This is a genomic window from Mucilaginibacter robiniae (assembly GCF_012849215.1).
Classification (GTDB): Bacteria; Bacteroidota; Bacteroidia; order Sphingobacteriales; family Sphingobacteriaceae; genus Mucilaginibacter; species Mucilaginibacter robiniae.
Map to the genome: position 1 here is coordinate 3,543,724 of NZ_CP051682.1, position 24,049 is coordinate 3,567,772.

The window sequence follows — 24,049 nt, forward strand, 5'->3', positions numbered from 1 at the left end:
GTTACTTGCTGTTCTTCCAAAATACGGCAATTAATTTATACCCACTTGCGGTTCGCAAAAACGAATAATGTTCCTGGTAGTTAAGTTGTCGGTTCTGGTCGTAGTAAGGTACAATTACATCGAATGATGGATATTTATCCTCATTGGCTTCACCGCAGTCAGTATAGTAAGCGCTAAATGCTTTTTGTGTATAGGTAAGGGGATTAAGCTGCTCGATGCCAATTTGCACATCTGCCCATTTAGCCTTTATGGGTTGTAGTTTTTTTAATAACAGATTGTGGTAAGTATTTTGAAATGCCTTTCGGGAATAAAATTTACGAAGCTGTTGCTTGAATAAGCCTTCTACACAAATAAGTTCAAAATTATCAATGGTTTTACCAGATTTTGCATAGGTAAGGTAATGTTGGTAAAACCATTGCCTAAACTCTTTTTCATAATTGATGAAAGAATAGTAATGGCCATCTTTCGTTTTCAATGAAACCTGTAATGTGGTATCGGCAGGTTGATTACTGATTTGCAGGGAATACCAATTTAAGTTTTCCAAACGCGTTATATCCAGGCTATCGGCTATGATGTTGCCTTTGGAGTTAATGAGTGCCGTTATGCCATTCCAGTACCAGTGCTCGCAAGGATTGCTGCTATCATCTATAGGCTTCCCATCTGAGCATACACGCTTTCCATTATATAGCACTACTGCCAATCCATTATAAAAGGGTTCGGCATCGCTGAACATAGCTGGTATAACCACTTCGCCGTTCGCTCCAAAAAAGCCTACCTTATCCGTTTTAGGGTCGCGAAATCTGATTTTGCCTTCCTGTTCACAATCGTACGTCATGTCCCACACATACAGGCTATCATTACCAACCTGTTTACCGTTTTTTAGCAGATAGTATGATTTAAGCCTGTGCTCATCAGTAACGGCAATAATGTTCCTGAATACATTGGCTCTAAGCAAAGTATTGAAGCGGGGCGCAATTTTGATAGTGCCTTGCTTATCCTTAAAGCCGTATAAATCCTTTTTAACATTGTAATAACTAAACCAATTATCGGTTTGCTGTGCAAACGCAGGTTTTATAACGGCTAATAAAAGGGCAATGACTAACAGGGATTTCATTTGAACAATATGCGGGATATTAGGTTGCGGTTGAAGTCACGAGGCCATGTTACCGTGTCATCTTTACTGAGCCGGTACACACATCACCTTCAGGTATTCCAGTCAGCCAAACTCTTAAAAATTTAATGCGTTCTCTGGTCAGCTTTTCCAGGTATATAGATTTACACATCGGTTCAGCCGATCCGTTGTTGATGCCAGTATCAGGATATCGAGCCTCTAGCTCAGCATCGCGAAGCTGAATCCATAACCGTTGTGCGGCTTTAAACTTTTTAATAAACAGGGGCTGGGTAGCGTAACTCTTTAAAATTTTTTGATAAACGATGTTTAATTCGCGGTCAGCTTTAACAAAGCCATTACCGGCTTCCATGTTCATGGTGCCTTGCGATTGTGCATATGCCCACGAAGTCATTGTAATAAACGCAACGATAAACCAAGCGACTTTTATACAAAGTATTCTTTTCATAATATCTAATTTTTAATTATTGCCACCAAGGGCGTTTTTCTTCGGCTAAAGCTTTTTTGCCTTTCGGCTTACCAACATCAGCCAATTTAGCCTCCATATAGTTTTGCCATCCGTTGTTAATGTATTTTTCGTTCACATAAAATTCACCGGCACCTGTGTCTAAACTGCCGCTTTCTGGAATGCGAAAATCGCCCCAATTGCAGGTTTTGCTTGCACCGCCGTTGTAGGGCGTCCAGCGGGCCGCACATTCGTTATTACTAAAACCATCTTCCGGTATTAAAGTATCATATGCAAGCTGCCCTTGTTTGTTGATATACCAGTTTGTGGTCATTTTACCCTTGATTGTTCCGCTTCCGGCCTGCTTAGGGTTTTCTTTAATATTAACCTCGCATATCAAGTACCCATATTTGTACTGCGGATATTCCATATTAGGCTCTAAGTTTCTTTTTGCCTGTTTAACCGTAATGGTGCCACTAAAGCTGCAAATATTGTTTTTTACTCTCGTTTTACCCTGCACATTATACTGGTAAGAGTTTTTGACATCTTTCACTACCGAAGTATAGTGAATATAAAACCGCTGATAATTACTTCCTATAAAACCTATTGGCTCTGGAAAAGTATCCCATGGGTTCGGAGCTCCAACAAAGTATATTTTAGGTGCATGCCACAAACTGGCTAAATTAGCCTTGCCAGCCTGGGCGTAGTAATCGGCAACCTTGCCTTGCGCTGCGCAGGTGATGGCTTCAACAAGCATCATACAAAAAAGTACAATAGGCTTGCGCATTAACTTTTTAAACATGAACTCAGAAATATGATAAAACGTTGGGCGTAAGCTGACTGTAGGAAGTGATTTCATGGAAGTAAAACATGAAATGCACTTTAAATGTTTACCAGCCAGCATGGCTAAAGATATTAAAGCAGTAAAGTGCCCGCATTGCGGCAGTATTTATAAAACCGAAACCAAGCCTGATTTTTACCGTTGCCAAAACTGCGGTACTGAATATTTCATCGACAGCGATGATGTGCACATCTACCACCATCATCAACCGGTTACTCCTGTGCAAAGTTCGGCACAGGTTAATACTAAGCTACCGGTTTATATACTGATAGGTGCGGTTGCGTTTATTGTAATTATGTACTTTGTGACTATGCTTTTTCAACCTAAAAGCACGAGCACTTATAACAGCTATAGTACTTACAAAACGCCTCGTATGCAATACGGCAGCATAGTTTACATGAACACGGCTACGGGTAATCCGGTTTATTTACGAACCGGTGCAGATCAGATTGATAAGGGCAACAACAAAACCGAAATGGAGATGCACGCACAATTCAATGACCCAATTACGGGTAAAGTAATTGTTGACCGGGTGATAGATGAGCCGTATAAAGGTGATTTGCGGTGTGATCTTAAAGTGAAAACTTACCAGACCGACCTGACGTACGCCATAGGTTGTAATGCAACCTTGTTCCAGCTGGATACCCGGAATAATAATTTGATTGATATTACACAAAGTATTTTTAAGACATATCCGCAGTTAAGCTCGGGTGTAGCCAGGCTGGAGTTTGATTATGATAAAGACATGATCAATGTAATGAATAACGAAGGCGACAGCTACCATTACTTTCCAACGCTTAAAAAATTGGTGAGCAGCAATGAGCAGGCCGAACAAATTTGGCAAAAGCAATTTGATCGGCATTTTTTCGAATTTGGTTATTTAGGCAGTTATTTTGATGAACATAAATACAACCAGCTAATTGAAAACAAATACTCTCATGTAACCGGCCAGTTACTGCAACGCAACTTAACTCCGGGTAGGAGGTACTTCGACCCGAAAATTATTTATCAAGATGGTAAAAATCTGTTGATTACTGTTCATACCACAGCGGCCTCTAATGCGCCAATAAGTATTCAAAATATTGATGTGACCACCGGGAAAATTAATTGGGTTTTACCACCCGACCAGTACTATCTATATTCTACAATCAAATGCAAACAAGGCTTTGCCATTGAATATCGTAAGGATGAAGAAGCAGATTATGCACACGGTGTACTGGTGATATCCAACACTGGCAAGCTCATTCATAATTATCAGTTGGGCCGTACGGAATAATAATAAAATTAACAATCACAACTTAAACGCAATGGGATTTACCGATTTTTTTAAAGGGCAATTTGCTACCATTATTGAATGGGCTAACCAACCGCAACAGGTATTGTTCTTTAAGTTTCCTTTCAAGAGCGACGAAATCAAAAATGCCAGTAAGCTCATTATTGGGCCCGGGCAGGGATGCCTGCTGGTTTATGAAGGCAAGGTAACCGGTGTGTTGGATACAGAGGGTATTTATACCATGCAAACCGACAATGATCCTTTTATTACCTCGCTGTTTAAACTAATGCAAGGTTTTGAAAGCGAACATAAATTAAAAATTTATTTTTACCGTAAGTCCGAAGTGGTTAACCAAGGCTGGGGTACATCAAGCAGGGTGAAGTACGAGGAGCCGGTTTACCATTTTCCGGTTAGTTTAGGTGCTTACGGAAATTACTCCTTCAAACTCACCGATGCCAAATTGTTTTTGACAGAAATAGTAGGATTGTCAGACGTATATACTACTACGCAAGCGCAAATGCTCATACAATCGCGTATTGAACAACAGCTTACTGTTACATTGGCTACGGCGGCATACTCTATTTTACAAATTGATAGTAAGTTGAATGAGTTGTCAGCGGAGCTGAAAGCACAGATGAACGTTAGTTTTACAGAACTGGGTTTTGAACTGACCAATATGCGCATACAGGGCGCATCATTCGATCAGCAAACGCAGCAACAGCTCAATCAAATTGCCAATGCCCAGGCTGGTAATCTCGCCGCCGAACAAGCTGGATTAAGCTACACCGAAATGGAAAAGCTTCAAGCCCTGCGCGATGCCGCTCGTAATGATAGCGGTATTGCCGGTGCTGGTTTGCAGTTCAATTTAGGGAACTACTTGGGTAATAGCGCTAATGAAACAAAATTATCATCTACCGAAACGCAGCCCGATGCGGTAGCTCAATTGCAAAAGCTTAAAATATTGCTTGATCAGGGCATACTAACTGTTGAAGAGTTTGAGGCGAAAAAGAGACAATGGCTCGATAAATTGTAAATTAAAACCGATGAAAATACAGTATTTCTACATAGGCTTATTGCTTTGCCTGACAGGTTCAGTAATAGCTTCGTGTCAGCCGCAGAAAAAGAAAAACGCCCAGCAAATTAGCCAGGCAGCAGCGGTTAAACCAGCTGCATCGAACCCCGAAGATCAAGTTGTAGATTTGGTAATGAATCTGGAAGAAGTGAAACGTAAAAGCGCAGAAGTAGAAAAAGAAAGCAAAGGTAAAAGGCATCTATCAGGTTACGTAGAAACAGCACCTACTATTAAAGATCCCAATTATTGGGTAAAAATAGCTGAAGATAATGGAGGTAGCTATGTAGCTTATTACACATTTGCTGTCGATAGCAAAACGCATAGTATCCGTTATTATGACGTGGTTCAAGATAGCCTTGTCTCCCTAAGTCAATGGCGTCAATCAACACCGGCTGATGAGCGCTAGTAAATACAGCTTAAACAAAAACTATTTAATATACATTAATGAAAAAAAGTATCGGCTTATTACTGCTTTTGACACTGCCTTTTTTATCACCAGCACAAAACCTTACAGCAGACAAGGGTGCTGCTATGCTTAAAACATTTTATACGGCTTACATATCTTTGTCGTCAGGAGAAAATGCTGATTTGGAAGCAAGTGAGGCAAAGCTGCTTGCCCTCAGGCGTAAGTATTGTACCCCAGCATGTTTAAAGCAATTTAAAATTTTGGTTGAAGAAACTGATGGTGATCCCATTATCAAAGCGCAGGATAGTTACAAAGAGCTCATTAAGACTTTAGTAATTAAAAAGGATTTAAAGAAGCCTAATCGTTACGCGGTTTCTTACATTGACCTACAAGGCACGCATGAAAAGACCACTATTTATGTGACATTAATTGAGCAAAGCGGTGCACTCAAAATCGCGCATCTGGAATAAGTTGTTAGCTTCTTTTTGAATCGAAATTTTTAAAAAAATATTAGTAGCCAAGGCTGGGAGCTGATGCACCCGATGCCCCGGCTATCTGAAAAGCTTTTTATTAGGGATTACTGCGTATAAAATCGCTTAGGTAACTACACTCATTTGCAGCTTTTCTATAGAATGCAGTGGTTTTATACTGCTGCATTTCTTTAAAATAACTGTTTTTCTTCAACTGCGTCATGTACTCTTTTGAGCGTTTGTCGTAAGTGTCATAGTTATCCATAAATGATGGTGCTTTGTGTTCTTTTTGTGCACACTTGGCGGCCATAAAAGTGCATCTGGCCTTCATTTCCGGATCATTGCTTAACGCTCTCGCTTTTAAATAGTATTGCAACGCCCGTGAGGTATTAATATAATCTTCATCATAATAATAAAGCGGTTCCCGACCAAAATCATAAGCCGACCATTGGTAAGCAATAAGGCCCCATGAGTTGCCGTAGGTTGATGTATTGTATAAACCGTTTGCTATTAAATAATAAGTATCTGCTTTAGGCTCTGCTTTCAATTGACTTTCCAGCGCTGTCATTCTTTGGGCAAAGGTTAGTTTGGTGTAGCGCTTGCCGGCAAAGTATTTTGGATAATCATTAATCTCCACATAAAACGGATCACCCTGATAGCTTTCTCCATCGCTATAATAATCCTGTCCATTGTATGAGGCACTCATCAATTTTCCGTTTTTAACGTGTTGAAACGCTGTGGTTGCTTCCGGATAGTGGTGTTCGCGTAATGCAATTGTACCTAAAAGCTCATAAAGGTTATCCGCATCAACCCGCTTTAGCCCGTTGCTTAAAAAAGATAAGTAGCGTTCGGCAGGTCGTTTCATTTTCCAGCTAATAAGTTGATTTAAATGGTAGGAGTGAAGGTAATGAAACCAGAAATCAGGCATATTCCTGGTTATATACCAATTATAATTTGCCACGTTACCATTGTTACTATTGAGCATGGCCAGCGCAGCTTTGGTAGTATCACCCTGACGCAGGTAGGCTGGCGCCAGCACATAAGTGTAAAAGTTGCGCTCGGTAACAGCAAAATGGTTGTAGTTATTAGTATTTTCAGGATAAACATCAGCTTTGGCTTTTTCGCCGCTGGCTGCTTTGCCGCGCAACCACTGTAAAGAAGGGAGAAGTGAAGCTTCATCAACCGACTTAACCTGCTTCATGCGTTGAGCAGACAAAAGCAAGTTTAAAACTTGTTTCTGATCAACCAGTTTACCAGTCAAGTTTTGCCCTTCTAATTTGTTTAAGGCAGATAATCCATCGTCGGGTCGGTTTTGCATAAAATATAAGTAAGCATCTGCTAATGCACCTATCTGCGGTTCCGGATACTGCGCGTCACTGGTTAACTTGGTACAAAAGCTTCTTAATTTTTCAATATGATCGTTGTATTTGGTTTTAACGCTATCGGGCATAGTCACGAAAAAGCTGCCTTGTGATAGTTTTTGTGTTTCAAACTCAGTTCTGGGGCGACTTACGGCAAACCATATCAAGCAAGCTGCACCAGCAAGTGCTAGAAAGCCTCCGGCTATTTTTATGCTTGATTGTTTAGACTGTTTTTTAAAAGAAATAATGAGTGTAACCAACCCTGCAAACAAAACAAATATGCCGGTCCATAGAAGCCATTTTTTTGTGCTCGAATGTGGTTGAAGATAGGATTTTTTAATTGACTGTTCACTGTAAAACTGATCAGTGTTATTGCTTAGCGCCGGTGTTAAATAATATTCTTCAAGTTTATTAATCTCCCTCACCAGCAGAGTGCCAACCATTGGCGATGATGGCATATTATGATATACCTGCTCCAAGTTCTCAATTTCAATTTCCGGATTGGAAAAACCTTTAATTGCGTATAAGTGTGCTTTTTCTTCTGCTGTATGGGCAAGCTTTAATACTTCTGTAAATGGTGCGTTAATGTAGTAGTAATTTCGGTAAGCTTGTACCCGGCGTTCCGGATAATTGGCAAAAACTTTAGAGAACAAGTAAGCAGCTTGCGTAGTGTCGCCCAATCGTCGCTTTTCACCGGCTTGGTAAGATAGAGCCCAACCTTTAATATGGCTTTTAGAAGGTAAGGCGGCAATATGCTGTTCGTAAATTATGTTTGCCTGTTCATAATACCGGCCGTAATGAAACAAACGCTGAGCCTGATAGTAATATCTGAGCTTAATAAAGCCATCGTTTACCGTACCTGCGGCTGCTAATGCTTTCTGGGCTGCGTTGGCTATTGCTGCTGTATCAATTGGTGCCGGATTCCATTCATCATAGGTTGTATTAGCCAGTGGTTCAACTTCAAGGGCAAATTTAAAGTACTGCAACGCTGCCTGATGTGCCGGCTGCTTTAAACTTTGTAAAAAGGTATTGTTTGCTAACTTACCTGTCATAGGTAATTCCTGATCCAAATCTTGAATTAAATTCTGCTTGGCTGCACTATCCAACTCATACATTACTTTTTTTACATCGCCTGCTGTTACCGGTTGCTCTAAATAACGAGCCCACTCTGCCGAGTTGATTGTGGCTTCGCTTTCCGGTTCATCGTCAGTATAAGTAAACCGGTAATCGGTAAAATAAAATGCGCCGAAATCTTTTTTGCTTTGAATGTTGGGGTTGAAAAACGAAGTATAATAATCATAAGGGTCGGGCTCGTCCGAACAGGCTACAAGAACGGCTATGCCTAGCAATAAGCAGCCTGTAATACTAACGAAATAAAGCAGCAGTTTTTTCCAAAGTTTCATAGTTGTAGTGTTTAAGTGTAGGTTCGTTAAGGTGAAAGTAGATGATGTTTACAGTGTCTGATGCTAAGTGTTTTTCAATATATTTTGCGGCTTCGCTGAGTTTATCGGCAGGGATAGTTTCCCACCTGATTTCGTCGCCATGTATCAAACCTAATTCGGGCAAATCTTTTTGTAAAATATACAAGTTGTTGTTGGTTAGTTTGAAGGTAAGGCTATCGGTAAAGCTTTGCTGGTTTAACCGTTTAGCTATTCCGGCATATTGTTTTTGCCTGAATACCACTGCCCAACTAAAAAGCGGCAGGCCAATATCAACTGGCAGCTGGTAATTGTTTAAATTATCGCCCACATATTTTTCCAGTTCACTCTGGTTCAAAATAGAGTTTTGAGAGCCATATTGGCGCAGGTTGCCCATATTATAACACATCAACATTACCCGGTTAACCGGCGGCACACCATTGCTTTTTTGATTTTTGAGCTGATGCAGGCGCAGCGTAGCCGATAGCTGCTTGTTTTTAAAGTTTGTGTTAGCTTTAATACGCTTCAATAGAAAAAAATAATTATCGCGTGTGGTTCGCGTCCAGTCGCAATCAATTTGTAACTCGTTAAAAGATGTTTTTCCTGCCTGTACCATTTTACCATTTACATAATAAACAATTTTTGCAGCTAGGTTATCCAGTTGTTGTTGTGTTTGATTTTTGAGTATATCATTTACAATAAATACCACCGGAATAACTTGTACCGAATCTGCGAACGTGGCCTTAAACGTAACGGGCGATACAGGTACCGGACCATTGTCACCATTGTCTACATCCATCATCCGCAGGTATAGCTTATGGCTATGCAGCTTGTTAAAGTACTGCTTTTCTGTGGAATTAAGGACGTAAACTGTTTTCCAATAATAGAATGCGGTGTTAACAACCCGTGCTTTATGGCAGGAGGATAGTAACAGTAGAACAATGACAGTGATATAACAAGTAATTAGTTTATTCATGTAAAGGTTACGGCTGTTTTTATCTGCAAGCAGCAGGTAGTATATATCCGAGTAATAATACGATTAGGTATTAAGTGCTGCTTTTCTGCGCCTATCATCAGCAATGATAAAAAATATAATCGTGGATATTGGTATTGCCGTAATGGTTATCGACAAGCCTAAAATGGCAAAGCCTACCGAGCCAGTTGCGCATCTTGTATTAGAGGGTAGATTTATAATATCAATATAACTGGCTAATATGGGGAATACAACTCCAACAACTAAGCAAACTAAGGTGATAGCAGCAATAGATATGCGCACGCGTTTTTTGAACCGAAGAGTACACGAAATGATATGCAGTAGCGGCGCAATGCACATTAATATGAAGCTCAGCAAAAAGGCAAACATAGGCTTGTTTTGATATTAATACCCTAAACCACTTTAAAGTAACCCTTGTGGAATTCTTCTAAAGCGCATAGTAAGACTACTGTGGATATCCTAGAGCCGTCAACTAACGTATTCTGGATAAGTCAGCAAGCAGTTCCGAGACATTTGGATTATCTTAAATTATAGAAAATCATCCCGGATTCTTTTTAAATTCAGTACAAGCTAACGCCTCACGGCGTAGTAAAATTTAGTGGTCAAGTTTACTGGAATGTTCAGTTGCCACTAAAAATTACCATTTTCCTTAGGTGTAAGGAACGGCTTAATTACTGTTGCTGTTATCTGCTTTAATTTTCATCGTTAAGGAACCATTAGCAAAATAATTCATTACCAATGGTTGAAAAGCCACGATCATTAAGTTTCCGTCTATGGCTAAGCTCTGAAATTATTTTCCATCCGCGCCTGCCATTAATAATTGTTCTAATATTTCGGTGTAACCACGTTCACTGGCAAAGTCCATGGCGCTGCAGCTTTCGTTATTTACAGCGTTCACATCTGCTCCCTTTTCAATTAATAGGGCTGTGAAATCGTTGAACCCGCATTGTGCAGCTACAAGCAACGGCGTTTCGCTGAAACTGTTGCGTGAATTGATGTCGGCCTTGGCACCTAGCAGTAATTTTCCTATATGATGATTGCCTATACCGGCTGCGTAATGCAATGCGGAATTTCCGTTTAAGAGGTGCAGGTTTACATCGGCTCCACTTTTAATCAGTAGTTCGGCTAGATGAATGTTGGAGTTGTTTACGGCCAGCACTAGCGCCGTGACCCCATCATTGTTTAGTTCATTCACGTTGGAAGCATCTGCTTTCAACAAAGCTTGTACCGTCTCGCTGCGATTATTGAATACCGCCTGGTGCAACGGAGTATTACCATGATCATCTTTTTGTGCTACACCTTCGTTTGAGATAGCCGCAATTAAATCGCGCAAACCATTGGCCGTTGCGTGATCCAGCACATTAAAACCGGCGTTATCTTTAACTGAAGTATCGGCCCCAAGGCTAATCAAATATAAGGCAGTTTCGGTTTTGTAAGCCAACACCGCATAAAATAAGGGTGTTTGCCCACTGTTGTTACCTGCGTTCACATCAGCACCGGCATCTGTAAGTAGTTTAATAAGTTCTTTGCTGCCGGTACGTGCGGCAATGTGCAGCGGTGTTTCGCTGATGTTATTGGCTAGGTTCACATCGGCGCTGGCATCAATGAGCATTTTAGCAATATCTTTGGCGCCTTTAACGCAAATATAATACAGTGGTGTATTGCCTAAACTATCGCGCTTATTTACATTGATGTCTCCCTTTTTCAGAAAAGCTTGTACAATTCCTTTTTGCGCATTTTTACACGCGTTTAAAAACATGTTATCCATAATGCCTTACTTCTCTGTTTAGTTCATAAGTTGTTTAACTACAGCTTCGTTGTTCTGCTGAATAGCGACATCCATTGCCGTTTGCCCGGCATTATTTACCCGTTCCAAGCTTGATCTGTCCTTCTCCAGTATCAAAGATACTATCCGCTTACCCGACATTTGATCAGAATTTCCAGCGGCATAAATTAAGGCTGTATTTCCTGATTGGTCTACATAGCTGACATCAGCATTATTATCCAGCAACAATTCAGCAATACTATGTTTCATTTCGTTGCCTCGCTGTGCAAATGACATTAAAGGCGTTTTGCCTGATTGGCTGGGCTTGTTCACATCGGCTCCGGCATCAATCAATTCTTCAGCCAGTGTGGTATTCAGGTCAGCCAGGTAGCCGGCCTGGCACAACAGATTGAGGGCAGTATTACCCTCATTATCAATAGCCGCATCTGTATCCAGCCGATTGGCCAGCAGAACTTGCAACATCTTTACAATGTCTTTATTAACTTGGCTCATGCCCCGGCCTAAATTAAATACAGCCTTGGTAAGCAAGTAATACACTGCCGTTTCGCCGCTACCTGCTCTGAAGTTAACATCAGCCCCGCCTTTAGCCAGCAACTCTACCAAAGGGGCAGAAGCGTATTCGCAGGCTAGCATGAGCGGTGTGCGGCGGTACTGGTCTGCTACCTCGTTCAAGTCTGTGCCACGCTGTAATAGCGCCTGCACCGCTTCGGCATCCCGGTTCAATACGGCTTCATGCAGGGTCATGCCGCCAGTAGCCACGTCATTTTCATCGCCCGAAAGTAGGGCTGCTATCCCTTTTACGCCGCTGCGCTGGGCATAGGTAAGTGGGGTAGTGCCAAAAACATCTTTGTCTTCAATGTCAATGCCGCCTTTTTCCAGTAGCACACGCACCGTTTTGGTAGCTGCATTTACAGCGCCAGGAATATCTTTCCGGTTACCCAGTTTCTCACAGATGACATGCAGTAAGTTCATGCCTCCGGATTCGGCAGCATCCATCTTAACGCCGGCTTCACCCATAGCTTGTAAAAAGGGCCATATATATAATAAGCCTGCTTCAAAATAGGCCAGCTTCCCCGAATCACTTTTCTTTTTAGGGTTGACGCCCGCCTCTAGCAACGCCTGAGTAGTATGATAAACCAGCAGGGCCTTTTCTTCCAATTTCGGATCGTTGAAATCAAACCGGGTGTTAGTAAGCGCATGCAAAGCCGTGTTGCCGTACTCATCTGCAGTCGGTTTTAGACCGGCCTCTTTCAAAAATCGAATAGCTTCCACATCAGTAAAACGAGCCGCCAGGTGATACAAGTTTTCTCTATAGTCACTAGTAATGCTGATATCGGGCAACTGCTTGTACAAGGTTAACATATCAACCTTATCACCCTCCGCTGCAAACATATTGCGCTGATAAGTGTCTTTTAGTTCATTAAATTCCTTTGTCATGGGCTGTATTAGCTAATTTTAGAGCATCAGTAACATCTTTATATCTTTTGTGAGCAATTGGTGTGGCTATAGCAATCACTTTTGCATAATTGCCCAATTGCAGCCAGCAGTCTGTTTTGAGCCGGACAATATTATCATGGACTAACACAGGAAAGCTTTTGATGTACACTTCGCTTATCCCATGCAAATAATCATTGGTTTGATTCTGCTTGTTTTTGATTGCCTTGTAACCACTATCTGCCTGAAGTTGATTTCCGTTGCTCACCTGCTGAGTAAGCTGAATTCTTTCCAGCCGGCTTAAGGCTTCCTGATAATTACCGCTCCAGTGCAGGCAAAGGGCCGTATTATATAGCGCAGCTGTCTGAACAGGTTGTTGATTGATTAACAGTTCATACGCTTCTGCATAACGCTGTTGCAAGAGCAGCTGTATAATCAATGATTCTACTTCTGAAGAAGTGCCATGATGAGCTGTTGTTCCTAAAAGCATAGTTGCAGATTATTCATTTGAATTAAATTAGGCCTAACAACTATCGAGATAGACAGCTGTGATGTAGGACTGCGTTGTCCTTTGTCAGGGATGAAGTGTAAAGCTTTGCAACGAAAAACTTCTTTAAAGCACTCCTTACGAGCATACCTTTCGGTATATCAGCAAAAACTGATTAGTAACAGATGGGTACAGCTTGCTGAAGCCATTTTACCAGTCCTGAAAGATAAATAGAACTAAATAATTTACCTGTTTTTTATTTCTGCTAGCTTTGCCAGAATTGGACCTTTGTGTTCCAAGGTAAAAGCAACAAATTTATCTTCTTTTATTGCTAAACGCACCACCATAGGGAGCCAGGGATAAATTTTGCGGGCCAGCATTTCAATTGTTTCGTCATTTTGAGCAGCGGCTAACGCTTGGTTGGCATAAGGTTCAATCTTGGGCCAGTGTTCTTTTATTGCAGGCTCCATGGCATTCATGATTTTTGTGGTCAGGTCGCTGCTATCAGCACCATTGTCTTTGCCTTTAAAAGATGGTAACATTGGAATATGTTTTATTAATGTTTAGATTTCAATATTTCAACAAATGGGCATTTCTTTAGTTTTAACTACAAACAAATATCATTTTCCAGATTGAATACTTGCAGTATAACTGAGTTTTCTATATGACGCTTAAGCGTAGGAAATCCATCCTTTGAGATAATATTTAAGATATCCATCGATAAACTCCATTCATTGCACCTATACGGAAATTCTCTCCTGCCAGGTTTTACTAGATAGATAAAGTTGTACACATCATTTGCTGAGCTTTTTGGCTGGCACAGTAATTTATTTTTTAAAGTTTAAAGCAACAAATTGCTACAATTTGACAAGATGTTGTTCACAAGGGTACATGAATAATGGTATGTTGATGCTAGTGAGCTTTTATATAAAGCTCATTCTAGTAACGGCTTTCTCCATTTTACTCATTTACTGCTATTAATCAATGAACAGGATTACACACGATCTTTAAAACAAAAAGCAAAGGTCGTCAGATCAACCATAGTAAAAACGTCTTTATATCATGTTTGTGCCTGATGTTGGTCATATTTGTACCGATATCTACACCGCAATTTTGTGGAAAACAATTACATGAAATATTTATCAATTTTATTTGGCTGTAGCATGTTTTTAATTGCTTGTGGTGGTGGAGACAAAAGCACCTTGGGATCTACGGCTGATACTGGCAGGCTGGCTAAGGCGAGTAGCAAAACTAGTGCTGCTGCAAGCCAGAGTAACCCAGCTATTGAGTCGGAACCCGTGAACAATCAGATTGAACTGACTGCAAATGACCGCATGCAGTACAGCGACACTTTGTTTAAGGTTAGAGCCGGCGAAAAAGTGAGCTTAAAGCTAACTAATATTGGTAAAATGCCTAAGAACTCTATGGGGCATAATTTCACTTTACTCAAAACGGGTACGGATATTACCAAGTTTGCTATTGAAGGAATGAAGTATCGCGACCAGGACTATGTTTCTCCGGCTTTTAAAGGTTCAGTTATCGCCCATACAGCATTGATTGGGCCTGGAGAAAGTACTCAAATTACCTTTGTTATAAAAAATAAAGGCTATTATGATTTCATCTGCACCTTTCCGGGGCATTATGGTAGTATGCGCGGTAAGATCATAGCAGAATGATGAACATTGCATAGCTATATTGTGGTATTATCGAACGGAATAATGATCGGAGTGATGCAAGCAGCATAGCCTGTGTCGTTGTCGTGAATGCTACAAGCCTGAACAATATCAACTTAAACGTTAAATCAGCTTTGCTTATCGTTGTTAATAGATTATGTGCTATTTAAAATTTTATTGGTTTACCGCTAACTTTAATTAGTTGAAAAGGTGGATGATAGCTATTATTACTACTTATCATATCAACGTCAGTTATAGGGCATTAATATTAGTGATTTGTACAAACCAATATAACGATGTAGATTCGCAGCATACAGACCTACCGGTCTGTTATTGTGATAAGGTTTAGGTTGAAAGCCTCCCGACAGCGAGTGTTAGGAGGCTTTTCTTTTTTAGAGTAATTTTTTGTATATTGATAAAAAAGAAATGGAATTTAACTTTGAAATGCTAAGCTAATGGTTAACCCAAAAAGGTATTGATTCTAATCAGAATTTACGTTTTTCATTACTTTAATCCTGCGAAAACTACAAAGTTATTGTGCTTATAAATACAGTCTACTTCCAGAAAGCCTATCTTATCCAACATACTTAATTGCAAATCTAAGTACCCAAATTTGTCAAGCTTAATACGTTCTAGTGCGCTGTTGATTGCCGTTTCGTCTAAACCTGATTTTGAAATAGTTTCCTGCCATTGCATTTTATAGTAATTATCAAACCAGGATGTTCTTCCTTTCACTTGGTCAGCATTGATGAAAATTCCACCTGGATTTAAGTCGTTATAAATATTTTGATACAGAGCTTCTTTCAAGCTATCCTCTAAGTGATGAATGGCCAGTGAAGATATAATCAAATCATATTTTTGTTCAATAGTTCCTTTGGAAAAATCAAGTTCATGGAACGATACATTATTAGCACCTGCAAAGCGTTCTTTGGCAACAGCCAGCATCTCTCCAGATATATCAATAAGTGTAAAGTGCAGATCAGGCCGTTTCTGATAAATAAATTGTGTAAATAATCCGGTACCTGCGCCAATGTCTAAAACAGTTTTTAGAGAAGGTAGCTCCTCAATGAGGGGCAGGCAAATTGTATAGAAATCATTAAAGCAAGGAATCAGCTGAGGCCGCTGGGCATCGTATTTTTTAGAAACCTGATCGAATTGTTCTTTTAGTGAATTGGTCATAATTATCTTTTACTATAAACTATTAATGAAGTTTTGGCTACCACATGCTTGTTGAGCATAAAGCCTACCAGTGCCGGTGTTGCTTTTGAATCTAAGCCTAACTTGATTGTATCAAGGGCATAAAGGGTAATAATATAACCATGTGGCCGGTCTCCTTCAGGTGGGCACAGACCACCATAACCCGGAATACCAAAGTCTGTAATACTTTGCACACTGCCTTCCGGTAATAAGTGATGGGACACGTTACCCGCATTTTTGGGTAAGCCTGTTGCTGAAGCAGGGATGTCAAATACTACCCAATGCCACCATCCGCTACCTGTAGGCGCATCCGGATCAAACATAGTTAAGGCATAGCTTAGGGTTTTTGCAGGCGGTGTACTCCACTTTAAGGCGGGTGAGGTATTGCCGCCCTGACAACCAAATGTATTAGACAAATAACCTGTTGTGAATTGCCCCTGTATATCCGGGCTTTGAAGTGTAAATGTTTGTGCTTGCAATGTTGAAGATAAACCAATTACCCAGCACAGCAGTAGTAAAAATCTTGCAGTTTTCATACGGCAAAACTGGTCAATACCTGCTTCAAAGAACGACTGCTTTCAGCTCATTTTATATTGCTAACGGCTCAGTTTGAAAGTTGATGCTTTGGTATTCTTTAGGCGTATAGCCAGTGTGTTTTTTAAACGCCGCAGTAAAGTTGGAAATGTTTTCGTACCCAGTTTCCATTGCGGTTTCAGCAGGGCTTTTGCCACTATGTAAAGCATGGCTGGCTATTTCCATTTTTCGTTTTAACAGGTATTTTCCAGGCGAAGTACCATATGCTTTTTCAAAGTCCCGCTTAAAAGTGGCCAGGCTACGATTGGTCAGAAAAGCCAGCTCTGTAAGTGTAAACCCCTTAGATATATTACTTTCAACAACTCTACGTAAATGTATTTCCGATGCATCCTGCGCTACATTCCACAGGTCGAAAAAAGTGTCCGGGTGCATTTCCGCAAGTACAAGAAATAGTTCCTGTAGTTTATGTAACATTACCGGATAAGTAAGTTCAGCTTTTTGTTCTATAAGAGTAATAATGTTTTTAATGTATAAGCTTAGATAAGACGTTACCTTAAAAGGCAAAAAGCCGTTGTTTGCTTTAAGTGCGGAAGAGCAGCCGGTTGTACCAGATAATTTAACCGGAGATGACCATATAAAGTCTTTAGCAATTTTAAGGGGGAAAAATATAACCAAGCTGGTGTATTCAGTTGCCTGTAGCCTGCGTTCAGAGATGATAGCATTTCCTTGCGGAATGATGATTCCTTCACCTGCCTGCACCAGCGTACTTGCCGATTCCCGAAAAAACTCTTTTTGCCCACTAAGGATAAAACTGATAGCGCAGCTTTCAAAAGAGATCAAGTTTCTCCCTGCAGGGGATGCTTCCCGATAATGTACGAATGAAATATCTTCGTTATTGATTTGGCTGCAGGTATGTAAAGAGTCAGGAACGTTTACAGTAAGCATAATGCAATTCTATAAATTGTTATTCACTTAATCCTGCTAATAAATTGTATATTTCACAAAAAGGTTCTAAAGCTGCTTAAGTTAAATGCATTAAAAAGGGCAAGCCTGGTTTACCAGTTCTTGCCCTTCTTAGTCTATCAAATCCTTGTAAACCGAAGATGTTATTTTAATAACTTCATTCAGTTCCTGAATATAATGTTGTGGAGCCTATTGTTTCTCTGCCATATTTGTTTTGAAATAATCCCGAAACCAATTTGCATTATTTTCATTTGTTGCTTTCTCAACAGCATTAGGAATATCAGTGTAATTCTGATTGAAATAATTTAAAGTCTTGTAAAATTGAGATGGATAATACTGTAGTCGAAGGTTGGTTTCTTCGCACTTACCAACAACCTCGGGTAAAATAATATCGGCATCCTTAAACTTCAATGCGGTTATTCCTTTGGTGAGCTGCCTAAACTTTCTTACCAATCCGGTATTTACGTTAACGCTATATGTTTTGCTGTAATAAACAGCAACTTCTTGCATCTGTGCGCAGTTGGCTTTAGCTAATGGAATATTTACCGATAGTTCTTTGCCATTATAATTCCATGCTTTCTCATTGGGTTCACTAGCGTAATTAAGCTTGGTACCATTTACGGTTATGTATTCTGGCATTTCTGCACCATACAAGCGCACAGTATAAGTTCTGCTTAGTGGCATATTGGTGTACTTGCCTTTGCGGGGCATGATTACCACTTTGTGCACGCGCCCGGGTAGGTGCTTGGAAGTTACTTTGGTAAAAGCATAGGCATTTGCGTAATCCTTGCTATCTCCACCATCTTCATAAATTTCCGTCGAGCCATCTGCACCCGGGAATATGTCAATAATACATTGTTCCGGATCATGGCTAAGGTTTTTAACAGAAGGGTAGGTTGGCATTACCGTACCTGCTTTTACAAAAATGGGGTACTCTTCTAAACCAAACGCCCGGTCAGCGTACTGACCACCTTTGAGCAACGTGCCTGTATGCCACTCAAACCAATCATTTCCTGCTGGGAGCCAAACTTTCTTTTTAGCTATGCCGTTTTCCATGGGGCTTACAATAGGAGCTATCAGCAAATCGTCACCAAACATGTATTCTGATGGATTCTCATAAGCATCTTTAGTTTCTGGATAGTCGTAATATAAGGGCCTGCAAAGCGATATACCTGTGTCATAAGTTTTTCTGGCCATGGTATAAACATAAGGCGCCAATTGATATCGTAAATGAATAGCACTACTTAAGGCATCGTAATACTCGCCTTGAAAGTTCCAGGCCTCTTTGTTCAGTGCTGCATTTTTTGATGAATGGGTTCTGAATATAGGGCTTAAAGCACCAAACTGCATCCAGCGTACATATAATTCAGGGTTAAGCGTTCTGTCTGAGCCGGGGCCGAACTGATGCCCACCAATATCATGGCTCCAGTAACCATATAATACGTTTGAAGCACTACTGGTGAAATAAGGTTGAAACGCTAATGATTTCCAGGAAATAACTGCATCTCCGGAAAAGCCAATTTGGTACCGGTGATTCCCTAAACCACCCCAGCGATGGTATAACATAGGGCGTGCAGATGAATTACGTTCCATGTCTGTAAAAAAAGCATAGTTCAGCCACCAGGTATTGTTTAAGTTTTTTATCTGCTTGTCATAAGGCCATTGTTGCCAGTCCAGCCACCAAAAGCTAATGCCTTTTTTCTGCATTGGGTGCAACACGGTGTTAAACAAAGCTTGCATAAACTTCTTGTCAGACCCTGCAAATGGAATGTTAGCTTTACTGGTCGTATCAAAATTTAAGTATTTAGCTGCTCTTTGGTAAGGTTCTTCAAAGTGCGCAATACCTGAAGCCGGATGAAGGTTAAGGGTTACTTTCAATTCTTTTTCTTTCATCCAATGTAAAAACTGGTCAGGATCTGGAAACAGTCTCTTATTCCATGTCCAGCCTGTCCAACCTTTGGGTTGTCCAAATACATCGTCTTTCGCTCTTAGGCTATCCGTATAGTGCCAGTCCATATCCACAACGAACACATCCAGCGGTAATTTATGCTGCTCAAAGTTGCCAACTACACCGCGTACTTCATTATCAGAATAGCTCCAGTATCTTGACCACCAATAGCCAAAAGCATAGCGGGGTGGCAGTGGAACTTTACCTGCAATTTGCATGTAATCAAATAATGCTTTTTTGTATTGCCGTCCGTAACCTAAAAAGTAAAAATCTTGGTAGTCGCTTGCCGGTCGTTGCTCTACCCAAGGCCAGTCACTATGGTCAAAAAGCAGGCTTTTAGAATCATCAATTAAACTCCAGCCATCGGTTGAAAGTAAGCCATCTTCCAACTCAATCTTCTTCTTACTATAAATTTGTTCGTCGCCATCATAATTATCCAAGGTTCTGTAGGTGCCTTTAAGATTTCCTTTTTGCTTTAATCCGGGTGTCCAGGTGAAAGAATGCCGAGCATCCAAAGCTTTCACGGAAAGGTTTTGATCTGTAAATTTTCCAGAACCTTGCTTATATTGAAGTTCAAGTTCATCGGTTTTTATGATCAGCAGCCCGTTACGTGTGGTGGATGTAAAATGGGGTACAGGCAAGTTTCGGTTAACAACAATAAAAGTAGAGTTGTCTATAAACGTTCCGCTATTCGTCCATTCCATACGGATAAGGCGAGGCGTAAGTATTGTGAAACGAACATGTCCTTCTTGTATTACTGCTTTAGGGTTTGCTTTGGGCTGTACGCCAATTTGAGCTAAAACGGTAATAGATAGCTGAATAAATAGAAATAAAACGAATGCAGCTTTTGATAGTAATTTTTGAGTGATGGCCGTGTGAAACATATTTATTGATAATGATCTTGAATAGTTAAATCAATTAAAAAATTGATAATGAACTTTTCCCTAAGCAGGCAATGCTTACGTAACAAATTAAGCTATTTGTACAATAGCGCTAATGCTTGGCAAAGCAATAACAAATATTTGCAAAGACAAACTTTTTAGTTGCAATACCTGCTACAATTCGCGATAGCGCAATCGTTTATATAATTTCTTTGCTTTAATTATGCTATCCACAACGTTCAACTGGTACAAAGTTGAGCTAACGGCCACGTACGATGCTGCAGGTATCGTTAATTACCTGAAAACTTTTATAAAGTAGTTTGTAAGGTGCATGGTTAAGTGTATGAAATAGTAAAACCGCCTACAATAACATTGTAGGCGGTTTATGTTTTATCAACCAGACAACGTAGTTGACCTTAATACAAAAAGGATAGTTGAATGGACAGTTTAAGTAATGTATAACTAATCAATATGTATGCTTGCGATGCCTTTTTCAAGTGCATGCTCTTTCACCCCCGCAACTTTAACACCTTCTGCACGAAAAATAGTCAGGTCGGTCATGCCTAAAAAACCGAGGTAGGCTTTCAGGTAAGGCGCTACAAAGTCGTTACCTTGTGCAGGTCCTTTTGAATAGATGCCGCCGGAAGCCATAGCCACATACACTTTCTTACCGGTAACCATCCCAATCGGACCATTCTCGTTATAGCCAAAGGTAATTCCGGCTCTGGTGATATGGTCAATCCAGGCTTTCAGTGTAGTAGGGATAGTAAAGTTATAAAAGGGGGCACCGATAACCAAAATTTCTGAATCCATCAATTGTTTTACTGCCTCATTCGAGTAGCGTATGGACTCCTTAGCTTCGGTAGACAATTGGTCGCCGGGCGTAAACATGGATTGTAGAATGGTGGGGTTCAAATGCGGAATATCTAGCTGGTTCAAGTTTACTTCTTCAACGGTGCTGCCCGGATATTTTTCGATCACCTTTTCAATAATGGCTTTGCTAAGTTTAAGACTGTAAGACTCATTTCCCTGAATGCTGGAAATTAAATGAAGAATACGTTTCATAAAAGTTTTAATTAAATGTGATTAGCTTTTGAGATGGCGGGAGCATTGATGCATGTTTTGCAGCGGGTGTTTAGGGTAGATATAATGTTTAAAGCTCAACCTAAACAGCCTGTTCGCTCTCGCAATTCATACAGGCAAAGGTATTTGTGCTAACTATTGAAAAGATAGTACTTACCTAAAGGAAAGCGCTTACTTTCAGGAAAGTGCGTAGCTTTGAGTATGACAATGATGATTCATGATTTGGACACCATTCCCGACAAGGAAGAGTGTGCCAGTTCGCTTGGCAACGTGCTTGACGCATTGTATGTACTTGGCGGCAAGTGGCGATTACCATTAATATTGAGTTTGGTACAATCGCCAAAACGATTTAACGAAATTCAGCATGAAGTTAAAGGCATCTCTCCAAAAATATTGGCTAAAGAGTTAAAAGATTTAGAGCTAAATGAATTTGTTAAGCGCCATGTATATGCAACCACACCCGTTACCATCATTTATGAAGCAACTGAACATAGCCGGACCTTAAAAAATGTGTTGCGTGAATTAAGTTTGTGGGGTGAGCAGCACCGGGAAAAGATTAAGAAGAGTATGAGAAGCCAGCCTGAGAGCCGCTAACACTATTGCATGTAGCTTTTAAAATGTTTTTGTATCCGTATTAATATTCACCAAAGGAATCAAATAAAAGACGTTCTAAAAGCTTTATTGTAGGCTTAATCTTTAGAATCCGTAAAAAGTATACAACAACCCTGCATTCGTGTTATCTGCACCTATGCTTTTAACAAGACCTTTACACCATAATTAAAAACAAAAGAATATGAAAAAGACAATTTTAATTACTGGTGCAAGTAGCGGTTTGGGAAAAGAAACTGCCAAACTATTTCAACAAAAAGGCTGGAACGTTATTGCCACCATGCGCAACCCTGAAAATGAAGCTGAGTTAACCATATTGAATAACGTGTTCGTTACCCGGTTGGATGTGCTGGAGGCAACATCTATCCAAAACGCGGTAAATGCAGGTATTGAAAAGTTTGGTCAGATAGATGTGTTGGTTAACAACGCAGGGTATGGCGCTTATGGCCCTTTAGAATCTTTTCCACTGGAAAAAGTACATCGGCAGTTTAATACCAACGTGATCGGGTTAATAGCGGTTACACAAGCAGTGCTTCCTCATTTTCGTCAAAACAAAAACGGTATCATTATCAATGTTTCCTCTATGGGTGGTAAAATTACTATGCCGCTGGGCGCTTTGTACCACGGAACTAAATTTGCCGTGGAAGGTATCTCCGAAGCCTTAAGCTTTGAAGTGGAGCAGTTTGGCGGTAAAGTAAAAATTGTAGAACCCGGCGCTATTGCTACTGATTTTACTGGCCGTTCTTTTGATCTTCATGTTGATGAAACGCTTACAGAATATCAACCCTTGATACAAAAGGTACTAGCCGGCACACAGCAAATGTTTCAGAATGCATCGCCCGCAAGTACCATTGCTGATGTAATTTACCAGGCAGCTACCGACGGCACTTCACAGTTAAGATATGCTGCTGGTGAGGATGCTAAGGCTATGTTAATCACTCGCAAACAGTTAGATGATGAGGCCTATCTGGAAGGTTTAAAATCACAATTTGGTTTGTAACTAAAAAATGTAAAAGTTATGGAAGCATTATGACACTAATGACTTCCATAACTTTTTATAAAAAAAGGCATATTTACACCAGAGATCAAACAATACTAAAAGTTGACCTAACCTATGAGCGAGTTTATCCAATTAAATAGCATACCCGATTTATGCAAAATATTTGATGAGGGAATCACTGTTCAACATCCCTTAGTTGCCGTAGTAGATTTTGGCAAAGTAAACACCTGCATAAGTGATGGTGTAAAACTCACAACCGATTTTTATAGTATCCTGTTCAAAAATTACCACAAGAACAAGATTAAGTATGGACGTCAGCTGATAGATTTTCAAAACGGTAGTCTGGTGTGTATGGCGCCTAACCAGGTGATTGAAATGGATAATGATGTTGAAGAATCATTAGATATGCTGGGATGGGGTTTGTTTTTTCACCCGGATTTAATCAGACCTACGGCTTTAAATAATAGCATGAAGGATTACAGCTTTTTTACTTACGAGATTGCAGAAGCACTTCATCTGTCAGAAAAGGAAAAACAGATTTTATATGATTGTGTACTCAAGATTGAAGCGGAATTACAAGAGAATATCGACATTCATAGTCAAGCCATTCTGGTTTCTAACATTGAACTGCTTTTAAATTACTGCTCCCGGTTTTATGGCAGGCAGTTCATTACCAGAAAAAGTTCCAATCACGCTGTTGTAGTTCAAGTTGAAAAAGCTTTGAACGAATATTTTAAAGGGAACTACATCAGCGAGAAAAGCCTGCCAACAGTAAAATATTTGGCCGACCAGGTGCATCTATCACCAAGTTACCTGAGCGATTTACTCAAAAAAGAAACCGGCAAAAACACTCAGGATCACATACACTTTTATTTGATTGAAGAAGCGAAGAACATCCTGTTAAGCACCAATAAATCGATTGGTGAAATAGCCTACTCATTAGGGTTTGAATATCCGCAATACTTTAATAAGCTCTTCAAGCAAAAAACTGGTAAAACACCTGTTGAGTTTAGAAACATGAATTGAAACATTTGAGCAAAATAGG

The 24,049-nt window shown here is 40.2% G+C and carries 22 protein-coding genes; 8 read left to right on the forward strand and 14 right to left on the reverse strand.

The window, feature by feature from the left end:
* Position 1 precedes the first annotated feature (1 nt).
* Genes HH214_RS15690 through HH214_RS15700 form a run of 3 tightly spaced genes read right to left on the reverse strand, consistent with a single transcriptional unit; the run spans position 2 to position 2,433 of the window.
* Entirely contained in the window at positions 2–1,114 is a 1,113-nt protein-coding gene (locus tag HH214_RS15690) for a WG repeat-containing protein (RefSeq protein WP_169609186.1), read from the reverse strand.
* A gap of 49 nt (positions 1,115–1,163) precedes the next feature.
* Complete coding sequence (locus HH214_RS15695) at positions 1,164–1,577, reverse strand: lysozyme inhibitor LprI family protein (protein WP_211166235.1); 414 nt, start codon at positions 1,575–1,577, stop codon at positions 1,164–1,166.
* A 16-nt stretch (positions 1,578–1,593) separates the two neighbouring features.
* On the reverse strand, positions 1,594–2,433 hold the full coding sequence (locus HH214_RS15700) for a hypothetical protein (protein ID WP_169609188.1): 840 nt from the start codon (positions 2,431–2,433) through the stop codon (positions 1,594–1,596).
* Here HH214_RS15700 and HH214_RS15705 point away from each other — a divergent pair.
* The 4 genes from HH214_RS15705 to HH214_RS15720 are packed head-to-tail and all read left to right on the forward strand — an operon-like array spanning position 2,432 to position 5,636.
* On the forward strand, positions 2,432–3,691 hold the full coding sequence (locus HH214_RS15705; protein WP_248282115.1) for a hypothetical protein: 1,260 nt from the start codon (positions 2,432–2,434) through the stop codon (positions 3,689–3,691). The two genes, HH214_RS15700 and HH214_RS15705, sit on opposite strands and share 2 nt — an antisense overlap.
* A gap of 31 nt (positions 3,692–3,722) precedes the next feature.
* Positions 3,723–4,721: an SPFH domain-containing protein gene (locus HH214_RS15710; RefSeq protein ID WP_169609190.1), complete on the forward strand. Its 999-nt coding sequence runs from the start codon at positions 3,723–3,725 to the stop codon at positions 4,719–4,721.
* A gap of 10 nt (positions 4,722–4,731) precedes the next feature.
* Positions 4,732–5,166 (forward strand): hypothetical protein, encoded by a 435-nt coding sequence (locus HH214_RS15715; RefSeq protein WP_169609192.1) that lies wholly within the window; start codon positions 4,732–4,734, stop codon positions 5,164–5,166.
* A 38-nt stretch (positions 5,167–5,204) separates the two neighbouring features.
* On the forward strand, positions 5,205–5,636 hold the full coding sequence (locus tag HH214_RS15720; protein WP_169609194.1) for a hypothetical protein: 432 nt from the start codon (positions 5,205–5,207) through the stop codon (positions 5,634–5,636).
* Between the two features lie 100 nt (positions 5,637–5,736).
* Here HH214_RS15720 and HH214_RS15725 read toward each other — a convergent pair whose 3' ends face one another.
* The 6 genes from HH214_RS15725 to HH214_RS15750 all read right to left on the reverse strand — a co-directional run bounded on the left by HH214_RS15725 (position 5,737) and on the right by HH214_RS15750 (position 13,658).
* Positions 5,737–8,400 carry a hypothetical protein gene (locus tag HH214_RS15725; RefSeq protein WP_169609196.1) on the reverse strand — a complete coding sequence of 888 codons (2,664 nt, stop codon included), beginning with the start codon at positions 8,398–8,400 and terminating at the stop codon, positions 5,737–5,739.
* Positions 8,363–9,391, reverse strand: coding sequence for a hypothetical protein (locus HH214_RS15730; RefSeq protein ID WP_169609197.1), 1,029 nt, complete (start codon positions 9,389–9,391; stop codon positions 8,363–8,365). The genes HH214_RS15725 and HH214_RS15730 overlap by 38 nt, the downstream gene beginning before the upstream one ends.
* 808 nt (positions 9,392–10,199) lie before the next feature.
* Positions 10,200–11,177 carry an ankyrin repeat domain-containing protein gene (locus tag HH214_RS15735; protein WP_169609199.1) on the reverse strand — a complete coding sequence of 326 codons (978 nt, stop codon included), beginning with the start codon at positions 11,175–11,177 and terminating at the stop codon, positions 10,200–10,202.
* An 18-nt stretch (positions 11,178–11,195) separates the two neighbouring features.
* Positions 11,196–12,632 (reverse strand): ankyrin repeat domain-containing protein, encoded by a 1,437-nt coding sequence (locus HH214_RS15740; protein ID WP_169609201.1) that lies wholly within the window; start codon positions 12,630–12,632, stop codon positions 11,196–11,198.
* A complete protein-coding gene (locus HH214_RS15745) occupies positions 12,616–13,119 on the reverse strand; it encodes a hypothetical protein (protein WP_169609202.1) in 504 nt (167 codons plus the stop codon). Before HH214_RS15745 ends, HH214_RS15740 begins: the two co-directional genes overlap by 17 nt.
* A 242-nt stretch (positions 13,120–13,361) precedes the next feature.
* Positions 13,362–13,658: a hypothetical protein gene (locus tag HH214_RS15750; protein ID WP_169609203.1), complete on the reverse strand. Its 297-nt coding sequence runs from the start codon at positions 13,656–13,658 to the stop codon at positions 13,362–13,364.
* Positions 13,659–14,246: 588 nt separating this feature from the next.
* On the opposite strand from HH214_RS15750, the gene HH214_RS15755 reads away from it, so the two are divergent.
* Positions 14,247–14,792, forward strand: a complete 546-nt coding sequence (locus HH214_RS15755) for a plastocyanin/azurin family copper-binding protein (RefSeq protein ID WP_169609205.1) — start codon at positions 14,247–14,249, stop codon at positions 14,790–14,792.
* Between the two features lie 501 nt (positions 14,793–15,293).
* Here HH214_RS15755 and HH214_RS15760 read toward each other — a convergent pair.
* The 5 genes from HH214_RS15760 to HH214_RS15780 form a co-directional block, all read right to left on the reverse strand.
* Positions 15,294–15,968, reverse strand: a complete 675-nt coding sequence (locus HH214_RS15760) for a class I SAM-dependent methyltransferase (protein ID WP_169609207.1) — start codon at positions 15,966–15,968, stop codon at positions 15,294–15,296.
* Positions 15,969–15,970: 2 nt separating this feature from the next.
* Positions 15,971–16,522 (reverse strand): YbhB/YbcL family Raf kinase inhibitor-like protein, encoded by a 552-nt coding sequence (locus HH214_RS15765; RefSeq protein ID WP_169609208.1) that lies wholly within the window; start codon positions 16,520–16,522, stop codon positions 15,971–15,973.
* Between the two features lie 52 nt (positions 16,523–16,574).
* On the reverse strand, positions 16,575–17,465 hold the full coding sequence (locus HH214_RS15770; RefSeq protein WP_169609210.1) for a helix-turn-helix domain-containing protein: 891 nt from the start codon (positions 17,463–17,465) through the stop codon (positions 16,575–16,577).
* Between the two features lie 207 nt (positions 17,466–17,672).
* Positions 17,673–20,315 (reverse strand): glycoside hydrolase family 31 protein, encoded by a 2,643-nt coding sequence (locus tag HH214_RS15775; protein ID WP_169609212.1) that lies wholly within the window; start codon positions 20,313–20,315, stop codon positions 17,673–17,675.
* Positions 20,316–20,774: 459 nt separating this feature from the next.
* On the reverse strand, positions 20,775–21,377 hold the full coding sequence (locus HH214_RS15780; RefSeq protein ID WP_169609214.1) for an FMN-dependent NADH-azoreductase: 603 nt from the start codon (positions 21,375–21,377) through the stop codon (positions 20,775–20,777).
* Positions 21,378–21,602: 225 nt separating this feature from the next.
* On the opposite strand from HH214_RS15780, the gene HH214_RS15785 reads away from it, so the two are divergent.
* The 3 genes from HH214_RS15785 to HH214_RS15795 all read left to right on the forward strand — a co-directional run bounded on the left by HH214_RS15785 (position 21,603) and on the right by HH214_RS15795 (position 24,030).
* Positions 21,603–21,989 (forward strand): winged helix-turn-helix transcriptional regulator, encoded by a 387-nt coding sequence (locus HH214_RS15785; RefSeq protein ID WP_248282116.1) that lies wholly within the window; start codon positions 21,603–21,605, stop codon positions 21,987–21,989.
* A gap of 199 nt (positions 21,990–22,188) precedes the next feature.
* Positions 22,189–23,004, forward strand: a complete 816-nt coding sequence (locus HH214_RS15790) for an SDR family oxidoreductase (RefSeq protein WP_169609218.1) — start codon at positions 22,189–22,191, stop codon at positions 23,002–23,004.
* A 114-nt stretch (positions 23,005–23,118) separates the two neighbouring features.
* Positions 23,119–24,030, forward strand: a complete 912-nt coding sequence (locus HH214_RS15795; protein ID WP_169609220.1) for a helix-turn-helix domain-containing protein — start codon at positions 23,119–23,121, stop codon at positions 24,028–24,030.
* The last annotated feature ends 19 nt before the right edge of the window (positions 24,031–24,049 follow it).